General features: G+C 43.7%; 24 protein-coding genes and 1 tRNA gene. 7 read left to right on the top strand and 18 right to left on the bottom strand.

Features of this window, described 5'->3' with window-relative positions; genetic code table 11:
* Positions 1-132: 132 nt before the first annotated feature.
* From DYU05_RS15990 to DYU05_RS15965, 6 genes are all read right to left on the bottom strand, one after another.
* Positions 133-2,067, bottom strand: coding sequence for an LTA synthase family protein (locus DYU05_RS15990; RefSeq protein WP_117384147.1), 1,935 nt, complete (start codon positions 2,065-2,067; stop codon positions 133-135).
* A gap of 140 nt (positions 2,068-2,207) precedes the next feature.
* Entirely contained in the window at positions 2,208-2,771 is a 564-nt protein-coding gene (locus DYU05_RS15985) for an arylesterase (protein ID WP_117384146.1), read from the bottom strand.
* A gap of 150 nt (positions 2,772-2,921) precedes the next feature.
* Entirely contained in the window at positions 2,922-3,260 is a 339-nt protein-coding gene (locus DYU05_RS15980; protein WP_117384145.1) for a hypothetical protein, read from the bottom strand.
* 112 nt (positions 3,261-3,372) lie between these two features.
* The gene (locus DYU05_RS15975) at positions 3,373-4,305 is read right to left on the bottom strand and encodes a DMT family transporter (protein ID WP_117384144.1); all 933 of its coding nucleotides are present in this window, start codon (positions 4,303-4,305) and stop codon (positions 3,373-3,375) included.
* 36 nt (positions 4,306-4,341) lie between these two features.
* Positions 4,342-4,698, bottom strand: coding sequence for a helix-turn-helix domain-containing protein (locus tag DYU05_RS15970; RefSeq protein ID WP_117384143.1), 357 nt, complete (start codon positions 4,696-4,698; stop codon positions 4,342-4,344).
* A gap of 87 nt (positions 4,699-4,785) precedes the next feature.
* Positions 4,786-6,126: an MBL fold metallo-hydrolase gene (locus DYU05_RS15965; protein ID WP_117384142.1), complete on the bottom strand. Its 1,341-nt coding sequence runs from the start codon at positions 6,124-6,126 to the stop codon at positions 4,786-4,788.
* 338 nt (positions 6,127-6,464) lie between these two features.
* On the opposite strand from DYU05_RS15965, the gene DYU05_RS15960 reads away from it, so the two are divergent.
* Positions 6,465-9,122, top strand: a complete 2,658-nt coding sequence (locus DYU05_RS15960; RefSeq protein WP_117384141.1) for a valine--tRNA ligase — start codon at positions 6,465-6,467, stop codon at positions 9,120-9,122.
* 164 nt (positions 9,123-9,286) lie between these two features.
* Complete coding sequence (locus DYU05_RS15955) at positions 9,287-11,059, top strand: ATP-binding protein (protein WP_117384140.1); 1,773 nt, start codon at positions 9,287-9,289, stop codon at positions 11,057-11,059.
* A gap of 3 nt (positions 11,060-11,062) precedes the next feature.
* Here the strand turns inward: DYU05_RS15955 and DYU05_RS15950 are convergent, their stop codons facing one another.
* Positions 11,063-11,521 carry a type I restriction enzyme HsdR N-terminal domain-containing protein gene (locus tag DYU05_RS15950; protein WP_117384400.1) on the bottom strand — a complete coding sequence of 153 codons (459 nt, stop codon included), beginning with the start codon at positions 11,519-11,521 and terminating at the stop codon, positions 11,063-11,065.
* Between the two features lie 120 nt (positions 11,522-11,641).
* Between DYU05_RS15950 and holA the strand changes: the two genes are divergently transcribed.
* Positions 11,642-12,664: a DNA polymerase III subunit delta gene (gene holA / locus DYU05_RS15945; protein WP_117384139.1), complete on the top strand. Its 1,023-nt coding sequence runs from the start codon at positions 11,642-11,644 to the stop codon at positions 12,662-12,664.
* An 84-nt stretch (positions 12,665-12,748) separates the two neighbouring features.
* Positions 12,749-13,162, top strand: a complete 414-nt coding sequence (locus tag DYU05_RS15940) for an EVE domain-containing protein (protein ID WP_117384138.1) — start codon at positions 12,749-12,751, stop codon at positions 13,160-13,162.
* Here the strand turns inward: DYU05_RS15940 and DYU05_RS15935 are convergent.
* The 6 genes from DYU05_RS15935 to DYU05_RS15910 form a co-directional block, all read right to left on the bottom strand.
* Positions 13,159-13,482, bottom strand: coding sequence for a putative periplasmic lipoprotein (locus DYU05_RS15935; RefSeq protein ID WP_117384137.1), 324 nt, complete (start codon positions 13,480-13,482; stop codon positions 13,159-13,161). The two genes, DYU05_RS15940 and DYU05_RS15935, sit on opposite strands and share 4 nt — an antisense overlap.
* A gap of 93 nt (positions 13,483-13,575) precedes the next feature.
* Positions 13,576-14,100: an acyl-CoA thioesterase gene (locus tag DYU05_RS15930; RefSeq protein WP_117384136.1), complete on the bottom strand. Its 525-nt coding sequence runs from the start codon at positions 14,098-14,100 to the stop codon at positions 13,576-13,578.
* A gap of 28 nt (positions 14,101-14,128) precedes the next feature.
* On the bottom strand, positions 14,129-15,448 hold the full coding sequence (locus tag DYU05_RS15925) for a type IX secretion system plug protein (RefSeq protein WP_117384135.1): 1,320 nt from the start codon (positions 15,446-15,448) through the stop codon (positions 14,129-14,131).
* A gap of 52 nt (positions 15,449-15,500) precedes the next feature.
* A complete protein-coding gene (gene abc-f / locus DYU05_RS15920; RefSeq protein ID WP_117384134.1) occupies positions 15,501-17,420 on the bottom strand; it encodes a ribosomal protection-like ABC-F family protein in 1,920 nt (639 codons plus the stop codon).
* Between the two features lie 113 nt (positions 17,421-17,533).
* Positions 17,534-18,739, bottom strand: coding sequence for an AhpC/TSA family protein (locus DYU05_RS15915; protein WP_117384133.1), 1,206 nt, complete (start codon positions 18,737-18,739; stop codon positions 17,534-17,536).
* A 65-nt stretch (positions 18,740-18,804) separates the two neighbouring features.
* Positions 18,805-19,569 (bottom strand): SGNH/GDSL hydrolase family protein, encoded by a 765-nt coding sequence (locus DYU05_RS15910; protein ID WP_117384399.1) that lies wholly within the window; start codon positions 19,567-19,569, stop codon positions 18,805-18,807.
* An 83-nt stretch (positions 19,570-19,652) separates the two neighbouring features.
* On the opposite strand from DYU05_RS15910, the gene DYU05_RS15905 reads away from it, so the two are divergent.
* Positions 19,653-20,693 carry a quinone-dependent dihydroorotate dehydrogenase gene (locus DYU05_RS15905; protein ID WP_117384132.1) on the top strand — a complete coding sequence of 347 codons (1,041 nt, stop codon included), beginning with the start codon at positions 19,653-19,655 and terminating at the stop codon, positions 20,691-20,693.
* Between the two features lie 147 nt (positions 20,694-20,840).
* Here DYU05_RS15905 and DYU05_RS15900 read toward each other — a convergent pair whose 3' ends face one another.
* From DYU05_RS15900 to DYU05_RS15890, 3 genes are all read right to left on the bottom strand, one after another.
* The gene (locus DYU05_RS15900; RefSeq protein ID WP_117384131.1) at positions 20,841-21,020 is read right to left on the bottom strand and encodes a spore protein; all 180 of its coding nucleotides are present in this window, start codon (positions 21,018-21,020) and stop codon (positions 20,841-20,843) included.
* Positions 21,021-21,048: 28 nt separating this feature from the next.
* Positions 21,049-21,119: transfer RNA gene (locus tag DYU05_RS15895), tRNA-Cys, on the bottom strand.
* Positions 21,120-21,167: 48 nt separating this feature from the next.
* On the bottom strand, positions 21,168-21,917 hold the full coding sequence (locus tag DYU05_RS15890; protein ID WP_117384398.1) for a TrmH family RNA methyltransferase: 750 nt from the start codon (positions 21,915-21,917) through the stop codon (positions 21,168-21,170).
* 44 nt (positions 21,918-21,961) lie between these two features.
* On the opposite strand from DYU05_RS15890, the gene tamL reads away from it, so the two are divergent.
* Positions 21,962-24,268: a translocation and assembly module lipoprotein TamL gene (tamL, locus tag DYU05_RS15885; RefSeq protein ID WP_117384130.1), complete on the top strand. Its 2,307-nt coding sequence runs from the start codon at positions 21,962-21,964 to the stop codon at positions 24,266-24,268.
* Positions 24,269-24,284: 16 nt separating this feature from the next.
* Here tamL and DYU05_RS15880 read toward each other — a convergent pair whose 3' ends face one another.
* Positions 24,285-24,824: a hypothetical protein gene (locus tag DYU05_RS15880; protein ID WP_117384129.1), complete on the bottom strand. Its 540-nt coding sequence runs from the start codon at positions 24,822-24,824 to the stop codon at positions 24,285-24,287.
* 36 nt (positions 24,825-24,860) lie between these two features.
* Positions 24,861-25,355 (bottom strand): TspO/MBR family protein, encoded by a 495-nt coding sequence (locus DYU05_RS15875; protein ID WP_117384128.1) that lies wholly within the window; start codon positions 25,353-25,355, stop codon positions 24,861-24,863.
* Between the two features lie 86 nt (positions 25,356-25,441).
* On the opposite strand from DYU05_RS15875, the gene DYU05_RS20930 reads away from it, so the two are divergent.
* On the top strand, positions 25,442-25,669 hold the full coding sequence (locus tag DYU05_RS20930) for a hypothetical protein (RefSeq protein ID WP_133300250.1): 228 nt from the start codon (positions 25,442-25,444) through the stop codon (positions 25,667-25,669).
* The last annotated feature ends 2 nt before the right edge of the window (positions 25,670-25,671 follow it).

The following is a 25,671-nucleotide window of genomic DNA, read 5'->3' as shown; positions in this document are numbered from 1 at the left end:
CGGTTTTTCGTCAACCCCGCGCTCTTAGGATAGTTATTTTATCGTAATTGGTGACAAAACCAACTGCGGCTTCCATCGAAATTTTTCGCCCTTTGTTGGTGTTGTCACCAACAACTAACTGGCAATATACGATCAATTATACAGCTTCTTATTTACTATCCTATCTGCGTAATCTTGTATAAAGGCTTTGCAATCCATCATTCCTTTTTCCATTTCAGGGGTGGGGGTGCCTCCGGTCATCAGGTTTTTGGTGAGGCCTTTATCATCAGCGGCAAAAATGCCGGTAATAGCTTTCCCATCAAAAATGTAGTTATAGTTGCCTTCCATAAAGTGGTATAAGTTACCCTGCGAGTTTATTACCCGTGGTGTTTCGGTGGGCAGGGTGCTCACCAGGCTCCTTCCCCAGGAGCGAATGGGTTTGTTGTAGCCTATGAGGTCGGTTAGTGTTGGGTAAATGTCTATTTGCGAAGCAAGATCGGTACGCACGCCCTGTAATTGGAAAGCTTTGTTAGCGCTGTAGAAAAGTATAGGTATGGCAAAGCGGTTTACTGGTTTGCTGTATTCGGGGTAGTAGGTGGCATTGGTATGGTCTGCCGTAATTACAAAAACGGTGTTGTTGAACCAGGGCTGTGTTTTGGCGTAATTAAAGAACCGGCGTAAGGAGTTATCTGTATACTGTACGCATTTGTCAATGGTTAACGGACCGCCTTTAAAGCGGTTTTTATACTTATCAGGGATGCGATCTGGCTCGTGCGAGGAGAGCGTGAACACGGTAGACATGAACGGCTGTTTTTGCGTGCCCATGGTTTTACTTACGTATTGCAGAAAGGGTTCGTCCCATATACCCCAGGTACCATCAAAATCCTTTTCGTTGTTGTATTCTGTACGGCCATAATATTTTTGAAAGCCCAATATGTTGGCGAATCCCTGGAACCCCATTGACCCATTAGCAGCCCCGTGGAAGAACGATGTTTGGTATCCCATACTGTCGCATACCGATACAATAGATTGTATGCGCTGCTTGGCGTATGGCGAGGAAGTAAACGCTGTCTGAAACGAAGGTATACCGGCCAAAATAGATGACATAGCATGTATAGACTGCCTGCCGTTGGCGTAGCCATTATTGAAAATGAGGCTGTGGTTCGAAAGCGAATCTAAAAAAGGCGTGTAAGAAATAAACCCGGGGATGCCTGCATCCCGGTTCATGCTGCCCCAAAACTCGCGGGCCATGCTTTCCAGTATAATAACCACCACATTGGGTTTAACCGGTCGAACGGTATTGTACTCCTTTATAGGTTTAATGATGGAGTCGATATAGGCTTCGTCCGTCCAGTGCTGTACCTTAAAGTTATTAGCGGTAAGCGTACGGATGATAGCAAATGGCGTGTTTAATACTATGTCGCCCTGGTTTGGCGCGGTAACATGCCTGTAAGCATCAACCATATTAATGGGCCTTGTGCTGTGCTTAAAATCGCCCCTTATGCCACCTACTGCAAGCGCTATGATAATTAACAACATGGCTGCCGAAAACGAGAAGTATGCCATCCTTGGCCCCGTAGCAGCCGGTTTTACTTTCACCCGGTAATACAGCCAATACCATAAGGTGCAGCAAAGGATGTATATAAGTATGATGTACCAGTATTCGGTTATAAAGCTTACCAATAAGAGTGTTTTGTTGCTCTCGTTGGTAAGTACATCAAGCGATGCCCGGGTAGATCTTACCTGGCTAAAGCGGTAATAAATAATATCTACAAAGTTGGTTGCGTAAAAGATGAAGTTGGTTACGAAATATAATATCGCCAGCCCTTTTTGGTAGCCTTTGCCGGTGTTTACCGTAAGCGGTAAAATACTTAGTACTATAAACAGGATGTTGATGTATAGCAGCGCCGTAGTGTCGAAAGCTAAGCCATAGTAACAAAGTTTAAAAAGTGTAGCGGCGCTTTCTACAGCAAACAGGTTGGTATTAAATGCAAAGAATAGTATGCGGCATATAAAGTAGAAAATATAGCCAAGCAGGAGGCGATAGGCCAGCGCCTTTAATTCTGTAGTCCGGAAGTTAAATCTCATAGTTTATTAGGGGGCTAACCAATCCCTGCAAACTCAAAACAGGGGCCTTGCGGCCGGTGTAATGCGCTTTAAAACAGGATGGGATTACAGAGCGAATCTAACCAAAAAAACAATTATAGTTAAGGCTTTGTAAAACACATTTAACCGCGTTGTAGCAACGGACCTAACACCGACCAAACGGTCTCAACTACAACCTTATAGCCGGCAGCAGACGGGTGTACCCTGTCCCATAAATTTAAGTGTTGCTGCCCCATAACACCGGTTAATAGAAAGGGAACCAATGCCATGTCATTAGCTTCCGCAAGGCGGCGGTAAATAGCGTTGAATTGTACAGCAACCGGGCCGAATAGAATAGGAGGGATCTCCATTCCCAGCATTACCAGCTTTGCCTTGGGGTATTTTGCTTTTACTTTATTGATGATGGCCTGCAGGTTTTTTTCAATGGTGGGTGGCGGGATGCCGCGGCGTATGTCATTTATACCAAGTTCCAATACAAAAACATCTACGGGACTGCCCAGCCAGTAATCCAGACGCGCCAGTCCGCCGGTGGTAGTGTCGCCGCTTACGCCCGCGTTGGTAATGCAGTATTGCAGGCCGGCAGCTTTCAGCTTATCATTTATAAGTGCCGGGAAAGATTCTTCTGAAGCGTTGCCTAGTCCGTAGCCAGCGGTTAAGCTATCGCCATAAAATAAAATGTGCTTCATTTGGGTAGTGAGTGGTGAATAGTGATTGGTGAGTGGAGAATAGTGAGTAGTGAGTGGGGCATTTAAATATTAGCAACTGCACCTGCTGGTTGCGACTGCAACTGCCACCGCAACGTGCCACTCCAACTCAACCCCCTGAACTTTATCCTGCTAGATCTGCCACATTCCGGGATGGTCGCGATAGTGAGAGATGTTTTCTATTATTTCCTGAACCTCTTCAGAGTCGAGCTCTTCTGATCCATCCGCTGTGTAAGTAAACAGTTTACCGGGATCCTCAAAAGTGATGTAGCCCATATAGTTTGGGTTCTTCTTTTTGTCGAGCATAAGTTCTTTTTCTTTCAGCTGTATCATGGCAGCATCCTCAAACCCATAATCGCGGTAGATATTGTAAGTATAGGTAAGCACAGCATGCCCGTCCAGGTGTGCGTCCGTATTAGGGATGATCATGATGGGTAACTCAGCCCCTACAGTAAAAAAGATTGGTGCCATGGTTCAATAACAGCTTTAGTTAATTACAATGGGTGTAGCTAAAGGTTTTCTTTTTAAACGTTAATTACAGCAGAACATTCATCGGCTGGCAAGGTGAGTAATTGAAGAGTGACTAGGAAGCTTTTTTGTAAAGGGCGTTCAACTTAATACGCGTTAAATACACCCCTAACAAAATAACAAACAAGCAACCCACCTGGCCAATGGTAATTGTTTCGCCGTAATACCAGCCCCACAGGAAAGCTACAAAAGGCACGCCGTAGCTTGATGTTGAGGTGAAAAGCACGCTGGTGCGCTGTATAAGAATGTAGTACAGCATCCAGGCTATTGCAGTACCTAAAATGCCCAGGGTGCAAACCGCCGCGCAAGCTCTTATGTACCTGCGCTCATGTAACGGCAAGTTGAAAAAGCCTGTTTGCCATAAGATTACCAAAGAAGGGACACTAACCACCACAAGCGAGAACGCGGTAATTACCAGGGGACTAACACTGCTGAGGTAGTGCTTCACCACAACTACATTAATGCCGTAAAGCAAAGTAGCCAGTATAACAAGGCTTGCATAGCTCACCTGACCGGCATCGGCATGTTTTTGAACAAAGTAAAGCAGCACAATACCACCAAAGCCAATGGTAATGCCAACAACCTGGCTAACCGGGATTTTATTACCGAAGAATAGAAAGCCTAAAAGGATTGCAAAGATAGGAGTGAGGGAGTTTAGTGTGCCGGCCAGCGAGCTGTCTATCCTGGTCTCGGCAATACAGAATAAGAATGCCGGGAAAAAGCTCCCAAAAAAGCCTGACAACACCATCCAGCCCGATAATTTACGCGGAACCTTCTTATAGTGCCTGATGAGCACCGGGGTAAGCACCAGTCCGGCAGTTATAATGCGTATGGCTGCCACCTGCGATGCCGTGAGTAATGGGTGTTTGTTTTCATCATACAGCCCAAGTTTCATCAGGATAAATGAACTGCCCCATATTAAGCAGATGGCAGCAAAAATGAGGTAGTTTATAACTCCTGCAGACAGAATGGATCTTCGGGGTGGCATGATGGCAAAATAAGAAATTAAACTAAGGCTTGCCCGTTAGACAGCTCTTTGCTGCAAGCCATGTTCTTTAAGTTCCTGCATCTCCAGTTCGTAAGCGCGCATGCGGGCGTGCAGAATGTCCACCTCGGTACGCAGCATTTGTATTTCGGTGATTAGTTTGGCGGAGTCGGGTTTGTGGATCATCTTGTCGCCGGTGCCCAATATCAGCCACTCCGGTGAGTATTTAAGCTGAAAACACAGTTTGCTAATAAGATAGTAGCTGATGTCCTGCTTCTTGTTAATAACCTTGCTAATGAAACCCTGGTCTACGCCGATTGCATTGGCAAGGGCCAGCTGGCCGCCATGCTCTTTAACAATAACTTTTATCCTTTTTAAAACCGCGTCGTCAGACATGGTGCAAGTATAGCAAATAGTTAATATTACCAAACAAAAAAGTCCATGATGACTAACCATGGACTTTTTATGAAGAGTACAATTCGATTACTGCGTTTGTGTAAAGTCTTTTATACTTTCGCTCAGATCATACACCGGTACATTCTTTATTGCTGCTGATACAATACCTGTCGCTGCTGCAGAACGATAACCCGCCGCGCAATGCACCACTATGGGTTTATCTGCAGGTATCTCGTTAACGCGTTCCCTTAGTTCGGGCAGTGGTATGGTAAGCGCATTGGTAAATATCTTTCCTGAATTTATCTCAGCCCAGTTGCGCACATCAACAATGGTGTAGTTTTCTTCGTTGCCGTGTAATGCCTCGGGATTGAAAGTTGCAGTAACTGTTTTTTCGTCGCCGGAAAAAAGCAATGCAGCTTTAATGTTTTTCTCGTAGCCGATCTTTGCAGCCTTGCGGATAACGGCATCACGCTCTTCATCAGTTGCTGATATCAGGTAGAATACTTCATCAGGACCAACAACAGAGCCCAGCCAGGTCTCAAATTTCTCACCATTCTGCAGGTTAATGCTGCCCGCTGCATGGCCGTTCTTGTAAAGTTCGTTTGGCCGGGTATCAATTACCAGGATGCCTTTTTCCAGTGTTACCGTATCTGCCTTTAGTACCTTGTTAATACTTTCTGCAAACTTTGGTGCGCCTGTTTTATTCAGTTCAACATCATAGCCAAAGTATTTGGGCATAAATGGCTGATCGGCAAGTAGGGTATTAACAAACTGTAGTTCATCCATCAGTTGCAGGGCATAATTCTCCCTTAACTCTTTGCCTATAGTGGTTTGCAGGTCGGGGCTCATGCTTTTGCCGCATAACGAACCTGGCCCATGTGCCGGGAAAACGGTGATGTCTTTAGGTAGTTTCATCAGCTTTTCGCGGGTGCTGTGGTACATTTGCCTGGCAAGCTCTTCCTTTTTAGCCGTGATGTTGCCGGCAGATTCCCTAAGGTCCGGTCGGCCAACGTCACCCGCAAAAAGGGTGTCACCCGTAAAAATGGTGGTGTCTTTTCCGGTTTCATCCTCAACCAATATGCAAATAGAATCCGGTGAGTGCCCGGGAGTGTTAATGGCTTTTAACTTTATGTCATCCAGTTGCACAACATCGCCATCATCAAAAGTTTCGTGGGGGTAAGTACCGCCTGCAAGTTTGCTGGCATATATAACGGCGCCTGTAGTTTCATGTATTTCCAGGTGCGAACTTATAAAATCGGCGTGCGGGTGGGTTTCTACTACACCTAAAATAGTGGCGTTGTGTGTGTCGGCAAAGTCGTAGTAAGGTTGTGGATCGCGTGCAGGATCAATCACTATCATTCGGCCGTTGCGTACCACGGCGTAGGAGGCATGTGCCAGGCCCTTATCATAAAACTGGTGAACTATCATAGCTATCGCGGGCAAAGATAGCGGTTTGTTACAAAGGTTTTTGTGAGTGAATGTCTGCAGGCGGTAAATATCCCGGGAATGCCCTCAGAGCCTATTTATTAAACCACCTCAGCACCACGGAGAGGCGTGATAGCTTTAGCATTGCTGCAAGAAAACGATTTACTGGTATTGTTTTCATAATTCCGGTGCTGCAGATATAATAGTATAAACTTGCTTAGCTCAGTATTATTGCGTTAAAGTGTAATCTAAAATGGTTCTTAATTGACTGTGTACATGCTATTAACGCGATGTGTAATTAACTCCGAGCATTTTGGCGCAAATACTTATTTTTGCCCGCTATGAGCATTGCTAAGACATATTCGCCCAAAGAAGCTGAAGAGAAATGGTATAGTTACTGGTTAGAACAAGATTTCTTCCGTTCTGTGCCTGACGAACGCGAGCCTTATACCATTGTTATCCCTCCGCCAAACGTTACCGGTGTGCTGCACATGGGCCATATGCTTAATAATACCATACAGGATGTGCTAATCCGCCGTGCCCGTATGACAGGTAAAAACGCCTGCTGGGTGCCTGGTACAGATCACGCCAGCATTGCTACTGAAGCAAAAGTGGTGGCCATGCTAAAAGAGCGCGGCATCAACAAAAAAGACCTCACCCGCGAAGAATTCTTAAAGTATGCCTGGGAATGGAAAGAGAAATACGGTGGCATAATCCTGGATCAGCTAAGAACGCTGGGCGCCTCATGCGATTGGGAACGCACCAAGTTCACGATGGATGAGGACATGAGCGAAGCCGTTACCGACATTTTCATTCGACTGTTTAAAAAAGGCCTGATCTATCGCGGCGTACGCATGGTAAACTGGGATCCGCAGGGAAATACCGCCGTTAGCGATGAAGAGGTTATTCGTAAAGAAGTAAACCAAAAGCTTTACTACATTAAGTACGAGGTTGTGAACCCCGATACACCGGCAGCACAGCACCTTATAGTAGCGACCACAAGGCCGGAGACCATTATGGCTGATGCAGCTATCTGCGTTAACCCTAATGACGAGCGTTACACGTACCTGCATGGTAAAACAGTGCATATCCCGCTTATTAACCGGGAAATACCGGTCATTTTGGACGAGTATGTAACCATGGACTTTGGTACCGGCTGTTTAAAGGTGACCCCGGCGCACGACCTTAATGATTATGAACTTGGCCAGCGCCACAACTTGCCGGTTTTAGATATACTGAACGACAATGGCACACTGAATGAACAGGCGCAGATATTAGTTGGTGAAGACCGCTTTGCCGCCCGTAAGAAGATTGCCGTGTTGTTAGAGGAAGCCGGATCGCTGGAGAAAACGGAAGACTATACTTCGCAGATAGGATTTTCTGAACGCACCAACGCCGTCATAGAGCCAAAGCTTAGCATGCAATGGTTCCTGAAAATGAAGGAAATGGCCCAGCCAGCATTGGACTACGTGCTGAACGGTGAAGTTAAACTTATACCAGAGAAGTTTATTAATACCTACCGCCACTGGATGGAGAACGTGCGCGACTGGAACATCAGTCGCCAATTATGGTGGGGGCAGCAAATACCCGCCTACTATTTACCTAACGGGCAAATTGTGGTTGGCAAAACTAAAGAGGAAGCGTTGGAGGAGGCTAAAGCCCTGACCCAAAATCCGCAACTAACTCTTGATGACCTTCGCCAGGACGAAGATGTGGTAGATACCTGGTTTTCATCATGGTTGTGGCCAATATCTGTTTTTGACGGCGTGCGTAACCCGGATAACGCTGAGATCAACTATTACTACCCAACTAATGATCTGGTAACTGCTCCCGAGATATTGTTCTTCTGGGTAGCTAGGATGATCATGGCAGGGCATGAGCTGCGCGGACAGGAGCCATTCAAAAATGTTTATCTTACTGGTATTGTTAGAGATAAGCAGGGGCGCAAAATGTCCAAGTCGTTAGGTAATTCGCCAGACCCTCTTGATTTAATTAAAAAGTATAGTGCAGATGGTGTACGCGTTGGTATGCTGCTATGCTCGCCTGCAGGTAACGACCTCATGTTCGACGAGAGCTATTGCGAGCAGGGGCGCAACTTTGCCAACAAAATATGGAATGCCTTTAAACTGGTAAAAGGCTGGCAGCCGGATGAGAACTTGCCTAACACCAATCAGGTAGCAGTGGAATGGTTCAGAAGCAGGTTTAGCCAGGCATTAACCGAAATAGAAGATAACTTCAAACAGTATCGCCTATCAGAGGCTCTGATGGCTACTTATAAACTTGTATGGGATGATTTCTGCGCATGGTACCTGGAAATGGTTAAGCCAATTTTTAAACAGGGTGTAGAAAAGCAAAGCATCGACCAAGCTACTTACGAAGCTACCATTGGCTTTTTTGTTGATATATTGAAAGTGTTGCATCCGTATATGCCGTTCCTTACAGAAGAACTATGGCATGACGAGCTATTTGGTACCCGGGATAAAATGGATTGCTGTATTGTTGCGCAAATGCCAAGCATCGGGCAAATAAATACCCAACTCACCTCAGATATCATAACAGTTCAGCAGATTATTGCGCAGGTTAGAAATATTCGTAACATCAAACAGTTGTCGCCTAAAGAAGCTCTGCCACTTGCTATTAAAGCTAGTTCGGGAATTGATTACAAGAAGTACGAGGCTGTCATCTGCCATTTGGGTAACATCAACAGCTTCAGCATTGTAACTGATGCGCCTGCAGGTGCGGTTAACTTTATTGCAGGCAGAGATGAATTTTTTGTTGAGCTTAATTTAAAGGTGGATGTAGCGGCAGAGAAAGAGCGCCTGGAGGCAGAGAAAGCCTATTTGGAAGGTTTTCTTAAGTCGGTAAGTGCAAAATTGGGCAACGAGCGCTTTATGGCAAATGCAAAGCCCGAGGTAATTGAGAACGAAATGAAAAAGAAAGCCGACGCAGAGGCAAAGCTGAAGATCATAGAAGATAACCTGCGCGCGTTGGCAGGCTAATTGCATCTGCTTAAGTTGTTTATAACCTATATGTAATTTATTGTGTACTTTAACCAACCAATATTTTATTCTAGATAAAAAAACTTAATAGCACATCAATTAGGCCTGTTAAACTGAAAGTGGACTTTTTTAATTTTTCTATTCATAAAATTCTGACGAAGGAATTGTCAATCCTCGATCAGGCTCGCATTCGTCTGCTTTATTACGGTTTCCTGCTCATTTTTGTAGCACTGGGAACTGTGTTCCTGAGCGTTTATTTACAAGGGTTGCCGCTGCTTACAACTACCTCTGGTGTGCTGATGGTGGCTGTAGCAGCTTTATTTAAATACCTTACCTACAAGCCTGACTGGCGTACAATTTCGCATGTATTGCTTGTGTTGGCGAGCATTGTAAATCTTTCTACGGTATTCGTTATCATTCAGGATGTGAATATCATGATCATCCAGGTGATTATACTGGTTGTGGTATTCAGCTTTTATATGCTGGGTGTTAATTGGGGCATGTTTTACTCACTGCTAAATTTGCTGCCTGTACTGTTGTTCCTGGTGATGGTTTACGATCATAATTATTACATTGATTTTAAACCTGAAAAAATTGATCAGGCTACCATCATCATCGGCGTCTTCGCAAATTTTATTCTCATCATATTCATTCAAAGCCACTTTTATACGGCCTTTCTTAAAAATATCAAACAGCTTAAAGATACTGGTGAAGAACAGGCTGCACTAAATATCAAGTTCGAAAAAGCGATTGAAAAGGCTGAAAAGTCTTCTCAGGTGCAATCAGAGTTTTTAAGCACCATGTCGCATGAGATACGTACTCCGCTTAACGCAGTAATAGGCATGTCTAACTTGCTTATGATGAATAATCCGCGGAACGACCAGGCTGAGAATTTAGAAATCTTAAAGTTCTCTGCAAATAACCTGCTCGCGATAGTAAATGATGTGCTCGACTTTAACAAAATAGAATCGGGTAAGATTGTATTTGAACAAACCAAGTTCAACCTGGTTGAACTGATGCATAACATCTGCGGGGGACAAATAATAAAGGCTGAAGAAAAAGGCCTTTTATTTAAGCTGGATATTGATAGTGCTTTAAAACGAAAGATCATCTTTGGCGATCCCACCCGGTTAACGCAGATAATTTTTAACCTCGTGAGCAATGCTATTAAATTTACCGCTCAAGGAAGTGTAGGTGTACGTGCTACGTGCCTGGAAGACCGCCATAACATGATCACGGTAGGGTTCTCGGTAAAAGACACCGGCATTGGTATAAAGAAAGATAATCTCGAAAATATATTTGAGCCATTTACGCAGGAGTCTATTACTACAACACGTCAGTATGGCGGCACCGGTTTGGGGCTTGCCATTGTAAAACGATTACTTGAACTGCAGGGCTTGCAAATGCATGTACACAGCGTAGTAGGCAAAGGTTCAGAGTTTTCCTTCAATATGGAGTTTCCTGTTTCAACGGAAGCAATTGCCGCACCAGCGCAAAAAGTTAAACAGGGTGGGCAGAGTGAGTTGGTTGCTGCCGATAATCATATTAGTGATGTTGCCAGCCTGCGGGTATTGATTGCTGAGGATAACCCGGTGAATGTAATGCTCATGAAAAAGCTATTTTCTAAATGGAAAATAGTGCCTACCATTGCCGAAAATGGTGAACGCGCAGTAGAGATAGTTCAGTACGGTAATTTCGACATCATTCTAATGGACCTGCAAATGCCGGTGATGAACGGGTTTGATGCTACCATTGAAATTCGTAAAATGCCTGATCCGGCTAAAGCCAATATTCCAATCATCGCGTTAACGGCGTCTGCATTGTTTGATATCAGAGAACAGGTAACTACCGCAGGTATGAACGACTATGTAGCCAAGCCGTTTAAACCCGATGAATTAATGGAGAAAATCCAAACGCTGGTTGCTAAAACCGTTTAACTACTATAAGCCGTTATAAAAAGGCAACTCCTCTAAAAAGGTGTAAGACTTATTTTCATGGTCTATGCGGCAATAGTAATGCTGTAAGCCATTACTCACCGCAAGCAGCTTAACCTTGTGCACCATGTTATACCGTGCCGCCTGATCAAAGGTGGCCTGGCTAATGTTAATCGCCGGCGCTTTGCACTCCACCAGTAATATTTTTTCACCTGAGGAGTTGTGCACTACAATGTCAGTACGTTTAGCCATTCCATGCAACTTCAAGCCCCCCTCCAGCTTAATCAATGACTTAGGGTAAAGTTTTTCCTTTATAAGAAATTGAACGAAGTGCTGGCGCACCCATTCCTCCGGGGTAAGAACAATTTTCCTTTTTCTTAACTCATCAAACAAGGTTAGCTGTCCGTTTGCTTCGGTAAGTTTAAAAGGATAAGGCGGTAAGTTAAGCGGTTGCAGCAATTCCATTTGGTTCATCAAAAGTAGGAACTAAAAAAGGGAAATAGCAGCATTAGCGGGATGCAATATCAACAGACTTTCCACATTAATGTGGTTTTAACTTCTAACTCGTTATTTTTGACGTACTACATGACTGCGCCAGAAATACTTAAAGATCTGAAGAACCGAAAGTTCAAACCTATTTACCTGCTCCATGGCGAGGAGCCTTACTTTATTGATGTTATAGGTAATTACATTGAACATAACCTGCTTACAGATGCCGAGAAAGGGTTTAATCAAACTGTACTATACGGTAAGGATACCGATATCATGACGGTATTAAACGCTGCCAAGCGTTACCCCATGATGAGCGACTACCAGGTAATAATGGTTAAAGAAGCCCAGGACATGAAATGGGGTAAAGATGATGATGATAAAAAAGGCATAAACCCTGTATTGAGTTACCTTGAAAATCCCTTGCCCAGCACCATACTGGTATTTTGTTATAAATACGGTAAGTTTGATAAGCGAAAAAAAACTTACAAGGCTATAGACAAGAATGGCCTGGTGTTCGAGTCGGCAGCTTTATACGACAGTAAAATACCCGGCTGGATAGAAGACTATGTTAAAGCAAAGCAGTACAAAGTAAACCAACAGGCATCGGCCATGCTTTCAGAATATCTGGGTAATGATCTGTCTAAGATTGCCAATGAGCTGGACAAGTTGATGCTGAATATTCCTAAAGGCGAAGAGATCAACCTAAAGCACATACAAGACAACATTGGCATAAGTAAAGAGTATAATGTTTTTGAGCTTCAATCTGCCCTTACCAGAAAAGATGCTTACAAGGTAAACCAGATAGTAAACTATTTTGAGGCTAACCCCAAAGCAAACCCGATAGTACTGGTGCTTGGTAATCTCAACAACTTTTTCAGCAAGGTACTTGCTTATCATTACGTTAAAGACAAGACGCCACAAAACCTCACACGGGAACTTGGTGTAAGCCCGTATTTTTTGAAAGATTACGAGCAGGCAGCAAGAGGCTATAGTTTAGGCAAGGTGTTCCAGGTAATAAGCTACCTGCGGGAGTATGACCTTAAAAGCAAAGGGGTAGAAGCTAACCTTAGCGCGGGAGAGCTAATGCGCGAGCTGATGTTTAAGATATTGCATTAACATCAAAATTGCACCACGGGTATCAATCATTCTATTTCTTGTTCTATTCGCTTTTTCTCATTTTTACGCTCATAATTTCAGATCATGAACCATTGGCTCGTAAAATCGGAACCGTTTAAATATAGTTGGGAAAAGTTTAACCAGGAGGGCCGCACCTTTTGGGACGGAGTGCGCAACTACCAGGCACGTAACAACCTTCGGGAAATGAAAGAAGGCGACCTTGTGATGTACTATCACAGTAACGAGGGTAAAGCCGTGGTAGGTATTGCTAAAGTGGTTAAAGAGGCCTACCAGGATCCCACTACAGATGACACCAACTGGGTTGTTGTTGACATTGTTCCCGTAGAAACCCTAAAACGGCCTGTAACGCTTGAGGAGATCAAAGCGGATAGCCGCCTTAAAGAGATCGGGCTGGTGCGCCAGGGCCGCTTGTCTGTGATGGCTTTAAAACGCGAGGAATTTGATCGCGTGCTGGAACTTGCTAACGAGCTGCGCTAAAACTTTCCGAAGAAGCCACTTATATCGAAGTATACGTCCATTTCTTTACCCTCTGCCGTTAGGATATGAATTATGTCATAAGATCGCTTATCCTTGCTGGCGAGTGATTGACTTTGCGTTTTATAACCAGGGTAATGGCTTTTAAGCCAAGCGTATTCGGCATGTATACCAGTTGTTTCGTCTTTTTCCTGCAACACAATGGCAGTCGCATAAGACATGCCGTCTTGCTTATTTCCAGATGCAACTATAATGTTTTTTTTGCTGGCACATGCAGAAAGCAACGAGAACAAAATAAGGAAAACAAAAAGATGATATTTCATGATCCGAGGTGTAAGGTTTATCTAAGTTAGCGATTGACTTGATATACCGGTCAAAAAATAGAACATTACTCAAGGCGATATAAAGTCGAACGCTTACTTTTTCTGCGCAGCAAAAAACAACGCTTTTAATTCTGTAGCGTCGTCTGGTTTCATTTTACCGCCCAGGATAAGCCTTAGCTGCCGGCGGCGGAGTGCGCCCTCAAACAGTTCAATCTCGTCTGCAGTTTGCGGTTCAAGAGGCGGAACAGGGATGGTGCGACCATTCTGGTCAAGTGCCACAAAGGTATAGTAAGCCTCATTGCTTTTTACTTTAGTGCCTGATGGTATGTTTTCTGCAAACACATCCATACGTACTTCCACAGAAGTATTAAAAGCTCGCGTTACTTTAGCTTCTATGGTTATTACATCGCCAAGCTTAATAGGGTGATGAAAAGAAACATTGTCAACCGACGCTGTCACCACTATCCGGTTACAGTGTTTTTGTGCAGATATAGCTGCTGCAATATCCATCCAGTGCAGCAAGCGCCCACCCATTAAATTATTTAGGGTATTGGTATCATTAGGTAATACCAGCTCATTCATAATGGTGTACGACTCCTGAGGCGCTTTTCCTTTCATGGCGCAAATATAGCTTTTAAGCAGCTTATTAGGGCCTTACAGTAGCTATTTGGGCGAAGCCGGCCAATTCTTCCCATCTCGCGCCGGCGGGGCGGTAGTATACTAGCAATTGGTACTCGTTCTCGGTTTCAAAGTAGTTTCCTTCTAAACTGGTATCGTCCGGCTGTTTGGTGGCATTTGGTACCCAAACATAGGCATAATCATATACACCTTGCTTAAGGAATAAGTTGGTGTACCAGCGGCCTATGTCGTCGTATTGCAGGCGGCTGGTTTCATCCAAACGGTAGTCGTTAAACTGGCCGACGATGTAAGGTGTTCCCTCCGTCGGCGTTTTATTGGCGCCTAAATTGAAATACATGTTGGCATAGTCTGCATCTATCCGGGAGTCGCGCCCGTCCTGATTTATAATGTAGTATTTACCGTCGTTATCATACAGCAAAGTATAGTCGGGCAGGTTGCGGTTCGGGTCGCCTAATAGTACAACCGTATTGGCAGTGTCGCGGTATATCTTAGAAATGCGCTCTGAATTTAATTTAAGCGATCGGGTATCAAAGTGCCTGAACTCATTGCGCCCGGGCAGATCATTTATATTTACATCATTATAAATTAGCTGATTACCGCGAACATAGGTTGGTACATTGTTCATCCTGCCGGTCTCCGGTCGTGCGTTTTGCATCACAAACACCCTAATGTCGCTGTTAGGGTTTTGTACATTCAGTCCACCATAGCTAACTGTAAAATTAACCTTTTGATTGGTACGCCTGGTTGCAACATTGCTTGACGATATAATCGTGCCTGCCACAGAAACACGTTGAGCAACCACATATAAACGGCGCGTCAGCACCAGTTTAGCTTGGTCGCCATCTTCGTAGACCTTTAGTATATAATTGCCGGGCAACTTGGGAGCAATATTCTGGTTGGGTAGCTTAAGTTCGTAGTGGGTATACTTTTGAAACGTTGCGGACGAATACCGGTAGTCAAGTATCCGATCGTCCATGAAGCTTTGGAGGTACTCCGCTGGAGAGAGGCGCGACGAATTCCAGTTGGCATCGCAATGTTCTATAGTGTAATATAAGTTGCGGCTGCCACCTGCCAGGTCATCAAAACCTAAAAGAACCTGCTCATCGCTGCCAAGGGTAATTACAGGAAAAGAAGCGACCTTTTTAGTGTTGTAAAACTCTACGCTTTTGATGCTTCCGCGAAATACAGTATTTGTAAACGATTGCGCGTAGCTTAAACTTGGCAAAAAGGCAATAAGCATGAGTAACGCCATTGCCAATCTTAACCTTAACGGGTTGAAGACGTGAACGCCACGTATGGTTCGCCGCCGTTTTAGCGAGTCTGCCATGATTGGTGTATTTTTGTAGCGCTCATCGTTTTAACTGCTTAACTCAGTTAGCTTAGCTTTCCAATTCCATTATCTGGTCGGCTAGTACTTCCCATTTCTGTTGTAAAGCGCCTAGGTCCATTTTTTTAAGCTGGTAAGCGTTGTTTATCTGCTTAAGCTTCTCTGTTTGGTTAAATATGGTATTATCGGCTAGTTGCGCTTCCATTTCCTTCACCTCTTTCTCTGCTGAGGCAATGTTTTCCTCGAGCTTGGTAAGGTCCTGGTTTAGCTTTTTAAGCTGCTGCGCCTTGTTCTCAGATTGAGGCAATTTAACAGGCTCCGGTTTTTTCTCTTCCTTTTTAGGAGCGGGCAGAGGAGCTGCTTTAGGATCTAGCTTGCGTTTAGAGTACCATTCATCAAACTCCTGGTAAGTGCCCGGGTATTGGTTAATCTTTTTGTCTTCGATAAACCAAATTTTATTGGCTACATTATCAAGGAAGTACCTGTCGTGCGATACTACTATAAGCGTACCTTCATATTGTTGTAGCGCTTGTATAAGGATGTTAACGGATTGCATGTCCAGGTGATTGGTTGGCTCATCCAGCACCAGGAAGTTTGCATCGGCGGTTAGTGCTTTAGCCAGTGCAACACGCGATTTTTCACCACCCGATAGTACCTTTATCTTCTTAAACACGTCATCACCCGTGAACAGGAATGAACCTAAGATGGTGCGTAGTTCGGTATCGGTATGTTTAGGGGCAAAAGCCTGTAATTCTTGTATGATCTGGTTTTCCAGGTGAAGCGACTCCAACTGGTGCTGGGCAAAAAACGTGGTGGTCACGTTATGACCTGTGGTCATGGTGCCGGTGTATTCTTTGTCGGCATTAGCTATAATGCGCAACGCTGTAGATTTACCTTTACCGTTAGCACCTATCAACGCTATTTTGTCACCCTTTTCTATCAGCGCATCAGTATTATCGAGAATTTCAAGATTTGGATATTTTTTGGAAACGTGTTCCAGCGTTACCACGTGCCTGCCGGATTGTTTAGAAAAGCGGAAGCTGAAGTTAACAGTTGGGTTATCGTCATCTACATCGTCAACACGCTCCATCTTATCGAGCATCTTAATGCGAGATTGTGCCATTTTTGCTTTTGAAGCTTTGGCACGGAACCGCTCTATCAAGCGTTCTTCTTGCTTGATCTTAGATTGCTGATTTTTAAACTCGCCGCGCTGGATTTCTTCACGTTGTGCCTTTTCTTCCAGGTAGAAACTGTAGTTACCCGCATACACGGTTAACTTGCCCTTACGTGTTTCAACAGTGCGATTAATCACTTTGTCTAAGAACCACCTATCGTGAGATACGATGATGATGGCACCGGTGAAAGCCTTTAAGTAATCTTCCAGCCATTGGATAGAAGGAAGGTCTAAGTGGTTGGTGGGCTCATCCAGCAGCAGAATATCCGGTGCTTGCAAAAGTATTTTCGCCAGCATCACACGCATACGCCAGCCACCGCTAAAAGTGTTTAGCTTGCGTTTTTGCTCCTCGTCACTAAAGCCAAGGCCCGCTAATATTTCATGTGCCTTATATTCGATGTTATAGCCATCCAAAAGTTCAAACTCATGCTGCTTATCGCTAAGCTTGTTCAGTAAGTCTTCGCTATAATCAGTTTCCAGTTTGTTCAACAAAGTTTCTATTTCATCATGCAGCTGGTTTTGGCGTGCAAACGCTTCCATAGCAACGTGCACGATGTTCTTGTCAGACGAGTAGGAGAGCAAATCCTGGTTAAGGTAACCCATGGTAAGGTCCTTAGCCATTGAAATAGTGCCCGAGGTTGGTGTATACTCACCCACTATCATTTTTAGTAGGGTGGTTTTACCGGTGCCATTGGCACCTATCAGGCCTATTTTTTCACCTGGTTTAATATGCCAGTTAGCTTCATCATATAAGGCCCTTGCACCTAGCTCGAACGTAAGATTATTTATAGCGATCATTTGGGCGCAAAGATACCATTTTGAAGCGAGGCCTCAAATTAGAGATTATACCTTGTTATACTTGTAAATTGCCATGACAGAAGCTTAATAATCCTACGGCTCAATTGTCTTAATTAATTCCCCAGCACTTCTTCTAGTTTTTTATCCAGCGCTGCAGCATCTTCAACGCCGCGGTATCTGCCAATTATTATTCCTTCGGGATTAATAAGCACCTTAGTCGGTAAAACCTGAACGCCATACTTGTCGCTAATTGAATTGGTTACATCCATTCCTTTTTTGGTAACTACCATGCCGCGCAGTACATTGTGCCATACAAAAGTGCCATCAGCGGCTACGGCTTTCTTCCAGGCACCACGAGTGCGGTCATCATCAGCAATAGCAATCACCTCCATACCTTTGCTATGGTATTTTTTATAAGTTTCTAAAAGATGTGGCGTGCTTTCACGGCAGGGAACACACCAGCTAGCCCAAAAGTCAAGCAATACATATTTGTTCTTAAAGTCTGCTAGTGCAATTGATTTTCCGTTAATGTCAACTGTTGCAAATGCAAATGCTGGTTTCCCTATTGTCGAAGCTTCGGCAGCATCAATATTTTTTCTTATTTCTTTGCCATAAGTGCTGTTCTTTATTTGAGATGTGAAGTGCCCGTAGTAGTTTTTAATGGTATCAATAGGTAATCTTGATGAATAAACGAGAAGCTGAAAAGCGCTTACATAAGAATTAGGGTGGCTTTTGATGAAACTGATACCATTCTTGGTAAATTCATTACTAAACTGCTCAAACTGATTTTCAACAAAATGCATTTGGCTTTGCAGCGAGTCCTGAAGCTTTTTCTGTGTACTATCTTTTTTCGCAAGTGTATAAGCTTCATTCAATTTGCGGTACACAGCTAAAGCAGGTTGGGCTCGGGTTTGAATGGCTTTGTAACGGGCGTCCAACAACTCAAATTCTTTTTGAGAGTGCGAGCCGTTTACTGTTAATCCTTTCAAGTTTCTAAAATCGCCATCTACCACAACTTTTCCCGGGTCGACAAAAATGTTAACTACATTAGGCTGGTCATCTCCAGCCATTTCAAACTTGCCGGTGTAAGTTGTCATGTAGATCATTTGGGTGCCTGAAAAGATTCCTGAAAAATTGAAGTCTCCATTGTTCAACATGCATGAATCAACCTTACGGTTACCATTTGGTAAGGTATAAGCTATGGCAACATTCGCGTTTGCAGGAACGTTTACAAAATTACCCGATAACGAAAAGTGTTCCTGCGCAACAGCACCGCAAGTGACGCAAACTAATGATAGTAGCAAAAAGACCTTTTTCATTTATTTCAAACTAAATTATAGCATTACAATCCCGTGTACCGGGTTCACCTTGCTATAGTGAGTATTTACTTTACAGCTTCAAGCCAACCCTGAGCCATTAGCCTGCTGCCTGCAACGCTGGGGTGCACACCATCTATGCTCCAGTAAGATGCCGGTGCGCTTTGCAGTGCCTTATCTATAATGGCTTGCTGAGGAACAAATGCTGCATTATACTGATCGGCAATATCTTTGGCGGCTTTGCGGAAAAGGTCGAATGTTGGGTACCATTTATCGTCAACAAACTTTGTCCCTCTTATGGCAAATGGTTCACCTATAATGAATTTTACACCCGGTAAAGCTTTTTGTGTACGGTCAAGCAAGGCCTTATAGTCGGTAACATAAGTATCAATGGTGCCTTTGTAACCGCTGGTAAGTGTGTGCCAAAAATCGTTCACCCCAATGTGAATGCTCACAATATTTGGCTTAAAGTTGAGTGCTTCGACATCCCAGCGCTCCGCCATTTGGAACACTTTGTTGCCACTTACGCCGCGGTTGTAAAATTTAAGGTTTTTTTGAGGATGCTTCAGTAACAACTCGCCGGCAGCATGCAGTGCATAACTTGTACCCAGCATTCCGGTGGTATTTGGTTCTGTTGCATTATGGTCCCGGCCCCAATCGGTAATGGAATCTCCCTGGAAGAGAATAACATCATTATCGTTAATCTTGATTTTATTCATCGACGCGGCGGCGGTAGCAGCACTTACAATCTGCGGAATAGTAAGCGTGGCTATGGTGCCTAACGTGGCGTTCTTTAAAAATTTCCGGCGGGAGTTCTCTATAAAGTTTTTCATTTGGGTTAAGATGTATTGGTAGCCCAAAATACAATATTCTTTTAGCGATGTAAAGCTTTAAATTAAAACGGTAATTTCGCGGCATGTACCAGTTGCTAAAGCCATTATTGTTTCAGTTTGATCCGGAGAACATTCATTATTTTGTTACCCGAAATTTAAAGCGCTTTAACAAAATGCCCGGCGGCACAGCGCTTAGCAAAGGCATTTGGGGCGTTGAAGATGCATGGTTGGAGCGTGAGGTTTTTGGCGTAAAGTTTAAAAATCCCGTGGGACTGGCTGCAGGCTTTGATAAAAATGCGGAGATGATTGCCGAAATGGGTGCGCTAGGTTTTGGCTTTATAGAGGTTGGTACCGTAACACCCCTGCCTCAGCCCGGCAACCCTAAACCACGTATGTTTCGCCTGCCTGCTGATGCAGCTTTGATAAACAGGATGGGTTTTAATAACCTTGGGGTAGATGTAGCGGCACAACGTATAGCAGCTTATCGCAATAGCCTTAAACCGAATGACAAAGCTTTAATTATCGGAGGTAACATTGGCAAGAACAAAGTCACGCCAAATGAAGACGCGGTAAGCGATTATATTAAATGCTTTGACCGGCTTTTTGATGTTGTAGATTACTTTGTAGTGAACGTAAGCTCGCCTAATACCCCAGGCTTGCGCGAATTGCAAGAAAAAGAGCCGCTGATGAATATCCTAAACACCCTTCAGCAGAAAAATAACAAAAATGGCATAAGCCGGCCTATTCTCCTGAAAATAGCTCCCGACCTTACCAATTCTCAACTGGACGATATTGCAGACATAGTAAAACAAACCGGCATAGCTGGTATTATTGCCACCAACACCACCATAAGCAGGGAAGGGTTGACTTCTCTCCACAAAGATGAAACCGGCGGCCTCAGCGGTAAGCCGCTCACCAAACGGTCCATGGAAGTAATTGCGTACCTGCACAAAGTTTCAGGCGGGGCGTTTCCAATTATTGGAGTAGGGGGCATTCACTCACCCGAGGATGCAATCCAGAAATTAAATGCAGGGGCATCGTTGGTGCAATTGTACACCGGTTTTATTTATGAAGGGCCGGGATTGATTAAACGCATATTGAAAGCATTGCTGAAAGCCAAATAGTCCTAAAACTATTATTTGAACACCCAAACCAGGCTGTAAAGGTAGTCAGCCCATATTGTGTACATTGGGGTTGTACAAATCAGATCAAACAAAAAAAAGGCGTCCCGCTTAGCGGAACACCTTCGTTGAAAATATTGTAAACGGATATTAGTTGTTAGCTGCAGCAGCTTTAGCTAAAGCTTCGTTATTTTTGGCAATCTGGTTGCCTTTTTTCTCAGCAGAACGGCTGCCCAACTCTATGTTGGTAGCTAATTTCAAAAACTGAACTTCTAAACGTGAGAAAGTTTTATTCCTTCTATCTTTTCTTTTTAAACGAGTAACGCCCATTGTCTTTTATATTAAAATTTTAACCCTGAGGTCGAAAGCGGATTCGAACCGCTGTAGGAGGTTTTGCAGACCTCTGCCTAGCCACTCGGCCATTCGACCATTTTTTTGGAATGCAAAAATAGTAATTATTATTTGCTAATCAATTTTTTATTTCGATAGTTTTCCTGCTGCTTCCGAACAGAATATTGCGGTGGCTATCGCCACGTTAAGCGATTCGGCACCACCCAACTTTGGTATTGTCACCGCTTTGGTGATCAGTTTTTCAATCTCCGGGCGTATGCCATTGCCTTCGTTGCCCATTACAATCAATCCCTCGCTGCCAAAATCTGTGTGGTAGATATTTTGTCCGTTTAATAATGCGCCATAGACTTGTAATGAGCTATTGGTCAATACTGTGCTTAGATCAGTATAGTTAACCGTCATCCTGGCAAGCGAACCCATAGTAGCTTGTACCACCTTAGGGTTATAAACATCTACCGTATCTTCACTGCAAATTAGTCTACTTATTCCAAACCAATCTGCCGTGCGAATAATGGTGCCCATATTGCCGGGATCCTGTACGCCATCAAGTACAAGCGTGAATTTGTTTTTTAAATCAGCCTGAAGTAAATCTGTATCTTGCGGCATATAAACTGTAGCAAGTGCATCTGCAGGAGTTTTCAGTGCACTTATTTTTTGCAGCTCGTTTATTGAAATTTCCTGAAAGTTTATATTTCGGGATAAATTGAGCAATTTTGGACCAACATCGGGCGTATGGTAAATAGTGTGGATTTGGTAAGGTGAGCCGGCAAATTCAATTATTGATTTGTAGCCCTCCACCAGAAACAATCCCTGCTCCCTGCGAAACTTTTTATGTTGTAACGACGTTACTAAACTGATCTGAGATTTTGAAAGCATATTTATCATCCATAAGCTGTCGCGTTGCAATATTAAGTATTCTTGTGGGTATAATCTCAAGTTGTAGCGTTACCCGTGGCATTAAACCTGATCAATCTATCGTTAGGAAGGTTACGTTGAAAGGTATAGACGACCAATTTAAAGAGGAAGCGTTTAACTACGTAGACAAAGAACAGCAACCCAATAACTGGCTTAACCTCCAATTCTACTACACTTTTAGCAAGAAAGGTAAGCGCAACATTGGAGAGGCACCCGCTATCTTAGATAGTAACCTGGTTGAGTTTTCGCGAGTGCAGATGCAACGTTTTTTGCAGAACAAGGGATATTTACAGGCAAAAGTTGCCGACTCCATAATTATTAAAAAGCAAAAAGCCGAACTGGTATTTACGGCTACCGAGGGGCCGCTGTTTCACATCCGTAATTATAGAGACAGTATAGCAGATCCGAAGGTTCGTGAGCTATACCGGAACACAAAAGGTGCTTATTCGCATGTGAAAGCCGGAAGCAGGTTTGACACTGATAGTCTGGCGTATGACCGTGACCAGTTCTTCCAGGTGATGAAGCGTAATGGATACTTTGATTTTTATCGGCAGTATATTAACTACACGCCTGACTCAAGTTTCCGGAAGAGCATTGTAGACCTGGTAATGATTATTGACAACCCGGAAGGTAAGGTCTCGCACCCTACTTACACTATAAACAACACACTTATCACAATTGCCCGCAGCAACGGGCGCACAAATGGGAAGGCTGATACCATACAGGTAGACTCTCAGTTTAGGTTTGTAGACTACTCCGGGAGGTTTAAGCCTAAAACAGTTACCGATTACATATTTCAGCTTAAGGGCAAGTTGTTTGATATTGACATGCAAACACTTACCACAACAAGGCTGTCGGAACTTAATGTTTTCAGGAATGTGCCTAGTCCTACTTACGAAAAACTACCTGACAGCACCAATCGCCTGGACACCAGGCTGAACATTGTACCGCTAAAAAAGATGAGCGATCGGGTAGAAGCGGAGTTTCTGTTCAGTGGTGGTAGATATGGCTATAACCTTGGGAATACCTTTACCAACCGTAACTTATTTAGGCAAGCAGCTGCTTTGCAAGTAAAACTTAACTGGAGCGTATTATTTGACAGCGGCAGAAGTGCGGGCGATAACCAGGGCATACAAAACCAGGAGTTTAAAGCGGGTGTTAGCCTGAGCTACCCCCGAATTGTGTCTCCATTTGAGTTCCCGAACCTGGCCAAATTTGGCGTACCCCATACTACGTTCTCTACTAACTATTCCTTGTTCTATCAAAAGGGCTTGGTGAAGCGTAACAGCTGGATAAATTCGATTACTTACGACTTTTTTGATACTCCAAAAAAGCAGCATTCTATTACTCCAATTAATATTGAATTCTCCAGCGGTAGTATAGACCCTGTTGCAAAGTCTGAGTTGTTGAGGCAAAATAGATACTCATACGTTTATCTTATTGGTCGCACTACCTTTACATCCGGTAGCCAGTATACTTATCAGTATAACACAATCAAGCTTAACAGCTATGAGAACTTCTTGTATTTCCGTGGAAGTTTAGACTTGGGTGGCGGCACGCTCAATTTGCTTAGCAAAATTTTAAATACACCTCGGGACACTCTGGGCCAGCGTACCATGTTTGGCTATGCGTTTTCGCAATACATCAAAACAGAAATTGATCTTCGCATCTACAAAAGCTTGGGCGGAGAACGCCAGTTTGTGTTTAGGTTAAACCCTGGGATAGGTGTACCATACGGTAATAGTAACCAGCTAATCTTTGAAAAGAACTTTTATACAGGCGGAGCTAACGACATTAGGGCGTGGTTGCCGCGCACACTCGGCCCGGGGCAGTTTAACCGCGCCAGCTATGGGGTAGGCGGAGCCGCTGATACAACCCGCACGCGACTAAAATACCTTGACCAGTTTGGGGAGATAAAGATTATTGCTAATGCCGAATACCGCTACAAATTGCTGGATAACTTTTTTGGAACAAAGCTAAAAGGAGCTTTATTTATGGATGCCGGAAACGTTTGGAGGCTGCATAAAGAAGAAGAAAACCCCAATGGCGAGTTTAGATTCAACAACATTTTCCAATCAACCGCAATTGGTATAGGTACAGGATTAAGGTTCGATCTTAGCTTCTTTATATTCCGGTTGGATGCTGCTTTTAAATTCAAGGACCCGCAGTTCCGTGGATCTGATCAATGGGTGCTAATTAAGCATGCTAATGAGCTATTTAAGGCTGGCGACTTCAAGAAAACGTATCAGCAAACTAACGGCGAGGGCTACAATTTCATGCAGCTTAATTTTGGTATAGGGCTTCCGTTTTAGTTTGACAACCCGCCAATTAACTGCTAAACATTCCTTTTAAACCGTCAATAATGCTTTGGAAGTATGTTCCAAGTTGGAGGCTATTGTGATAGTTAAAGTACAGGAAGATCAGGAATATGATTACAGCGATAATAATAAACCGCTTAAACAAATAACCAATCAGCACCAAGCCCACCGGTATGGCTACCAATAACAACCAGCTTATTTTTACCGGAGTAAGCTTGCTGTCGTGGCGGTAAACATAGTAGAGCATGGAGTGGGTGCCGTTGTCGTTTTGATGGCGGGCGTAAATAAAGCTTGATTTCTCCAGCTTGTGACGATAAAAAGCAGTGCCTTTATCAAACCTAAGCTGCTCAACAAAGCCGTTGATGGTAAAGCTGAAAACCCCATTAACATTTTCCTGAATATTTGTAGCCGTATCTACTGCAACAAAGGCAATCTCGTCTTTTGCAAAGGGGTTTTCTTTTACTACAAAGTGGTTGATGGCAATGGTATCTGCCAGCAAAGCAGATATGCTGAGTAAACAAAAGCAGCAGGTAAGTATCAGTTTTTTCATATTACAAGAACGTGCAATAAAAGTAATATTTTTAAATCACTTGTTAAGTGTAAGTATGCTGGCGTTTAACAAGGTTGCATAGCTTACCCATAAAAGGTAGGGTACGAGCAGCCATGCTGCTATTTTACTGATTTTGGCAAAGTATGCTATGTTTAATATGATGGCTATTAGCAACAAACCGATGATTACCAACCCACCTACTATCTCGTGCATGCCAAAGAACACTATCGACCAGGAAAAGTTAAGTGCCAGCTGTACGGTATATATTACAGCTGCGGTACGGTAAGTACTTGATGCATCGCGCCTTTTCCATACCAGGTAAGCGGCGGTTGCAATAAGTATGTACAGTATTGTCCAGGCTACGGGGAATAGCCAATTAGGTGGTGTAAAGCCCGGTTTTCCCAGCGTTACATACCAACCCTTGATCTCCGGCCTGGTGAATAGGGACGCTACTATGCCTATGCCAAGCGTTATTGCAAGGCTCACCAAGTATGGGAGAAGCTGAAATCTGTTATTAGCTTTGTTGCTCATATTACCTCACAACAGTTGCATAGTAAAAGTGTTTACAAGGCGTTCAAGTGTTCAAAAGTGTTCAGCTTTTTCTGACATGAACGTTATTGAACACCCTGGCACCTAAACCCGCCAATAGGTTAAAAACCTGTGCTATTCACATTAAAAAGGCTGTTTTTGACAGAAAATCTGTTCAGCAATCTTCAAAAACCACACTAAAAAAACAACAAAATAAAAAATTTTTTGGAAGTAATGAAAATAGTTGTTTGGCTAAATATGCGAAAAGAAACAGGCTGTCCTTTGGGGAGCAGCCTGTTCAAATTGTCCGGGTTTAACA

It is taken from the genome of Mucilaginibacter terrenus (assembly GCF_003432065.1).
GTDB classification, from domain to species: Bacteria; Bacteroidota; Bacteroidia; order Sphingobacteriales; family Sphingobacteriaceae; genus Mucilaginibacter; species Mucilaginibacter terrenus.
Note: the sequence above shows the minus strand (reverse complement) of the source record. Positions and strands in the feature narration are given on the sequence as shown.

What these genes read in the sequence shown, in the direction of transcription:
- DYU05_RS15990 (WP_117384147.1), bottom strand. Translation starts at nt 2,067, where the DNA reads ATGAGATTTAACTTCCGGACTACAGAATTAAAGGCGCTGGCCTATCGC.
- DYU05_RS15985 (WP_117384146.1), bottom strand. Translation starts at nt 2,771, where the DNA reads ATGAAGCACATTTTATTTTATGGCGATAGCTTAACCGCTGGCTACGGA.
- DYU05_RS15980 (WP_117384145.1), bottom strand. Translation starts at nt 3,260, where the DNA reads ATGGCACCAATCTTTTTTACTGTAGGGGCTGAGTTACCCATCATGATC.
- DYU05_RS15975 (WP_117384144.1), bottom strand. Translation starts at nt 4,305, where the DNA reads ATGCCACCCCGAAGATCCATTCTGTCTGCAGGAGTTATAAACTACCTC.
- DYU05_RS15970 (WP_117384143.1), bottom strand. Translation starts at nt 4,698, where the DNA reads ATGTCTGACGACGCGGTTTTAAAAAGGATAAAAGTTATTGTTAAAGAG.
- DYU05_RS15965 (WP_117384142.1), bottom strand. Translation starts at nt 6,126, where the DNA reads ATGATAGTTCACCAGTTTTATGATAAGGGCCTGGCACATGCCTCCTAC.
- DYU05_RS15960 (WP_117384141.1), top strand. Translation starts at nt 6,465, where the DNA reads ATGAGCATTGCTAAGACATATTCGCCCAAAGAAGCTGAAGAGAAATGG.
- DYU05_RS15950 (WP_117384400.1), bottom strand. Translation starts at nt 11,521, where the DNA reads ATGGAATTGCTGCAACCGCTTAACTTACCGCCTTATCCTTTTAAACTT.
- holA (WP_117384139.1), top strand. Translation starts at nt 11,642, where the DNA reads ATGACTGCGCCAGAAATACTTAAAGATCTGAAGAACCGAAAGTTCAAA.
- DYU05_RS15940 (WP_117384138.1), top strand. Translation starts at nt 12,749, where the DNA reads ATGAACCATTGGCTCGTAAAATCGGAACCGTTTAAATATAGTTGGGAA.
- DYU05_RS15935 (WP_117384137.1), bottom strand. Translation starts at nt 13,482, where the DNA reads ATGAAATATCATCTTTTTGTTTTCCTTATTTTGTTCTCGTTGCTTTCT.
- DYU05_RS15930 (WP_117384136.1), bottom strand. Translation starts at nt 14,100, where the DNA reads ATGAAAGGAAAAGCGCCTCAGGAGTCGTACACCATTATGAATGAGCTG.
- DYU05_RS15925 (WP_117384135.1), bottom strand. Translation starts at nt 15,448, where the DNA reads ATGGCAGACTCGCTAAAACGGCGGCGAACCATACGTGGCGTTCACGTC.
- abc-f (WP_117384134.1), bottom strand. Translation starts at nt 17,420, where the DNA reads ATGATCGCTATAAATAATCTTACGTTCGAGCTAGGTGCAAGGGCCTTA.
- DYU05_RS15915 (WP_117384133.1), bottom strand. Translation starts at nt 18,739, where the DNA reads ATGAAAAAGGTCTTTTTGCTACTATCATTAGTTTGCGTCACTTGCGGT.
- DYU05_RS15910 (WP_117384399.1), bottom strand. Translation starts at nt 19,569, where the DNA reads ATGAAAAACTTTATAGAGAACTCCCGCCGGAAATTTTTAAAGAACGCC.
- DYU05_RS15905 (WP_117384132.1), top strand. Translation starts at nt 19,653, where the DNA reads ATGTACCAGTTGCTAAAGCCATTATTGTTTCAGTTTGATCCGGAGAAC.
- DYU05_RS15900 (WP_117384131.1), bottom strand. Translation starts at nt 21,020, where the DNA reads ATGGGCGTTACTCGTTTAAAAAGAAAAGATAGAAGGAATAAAACTTTC.
- DYU05_RS15890 (WP_117384398.1), bottom strand. Translation starts at nt 21,917, where the DNA reads ATGCTTTCAAAATCTCAGATCAGTTTAGTAACGTCGTTACAACATAAA.
- DYU05_RS15880 (WP_117384129.1), bottom strand. Translation starts at nt 24,824, where the DNA reads ATGAAAAAACTGATACTTACCTGCTGCTTTTGTTTACTCAGCATATCT.
- DYU05_RS15875 (WP_117384128.1), bottom strand. Translation starts at nt 25,355, where the DNA reads ATGAGCAACAAAGCTAATAACAGATTTCAGCTTCTCCCATACTTGGTG.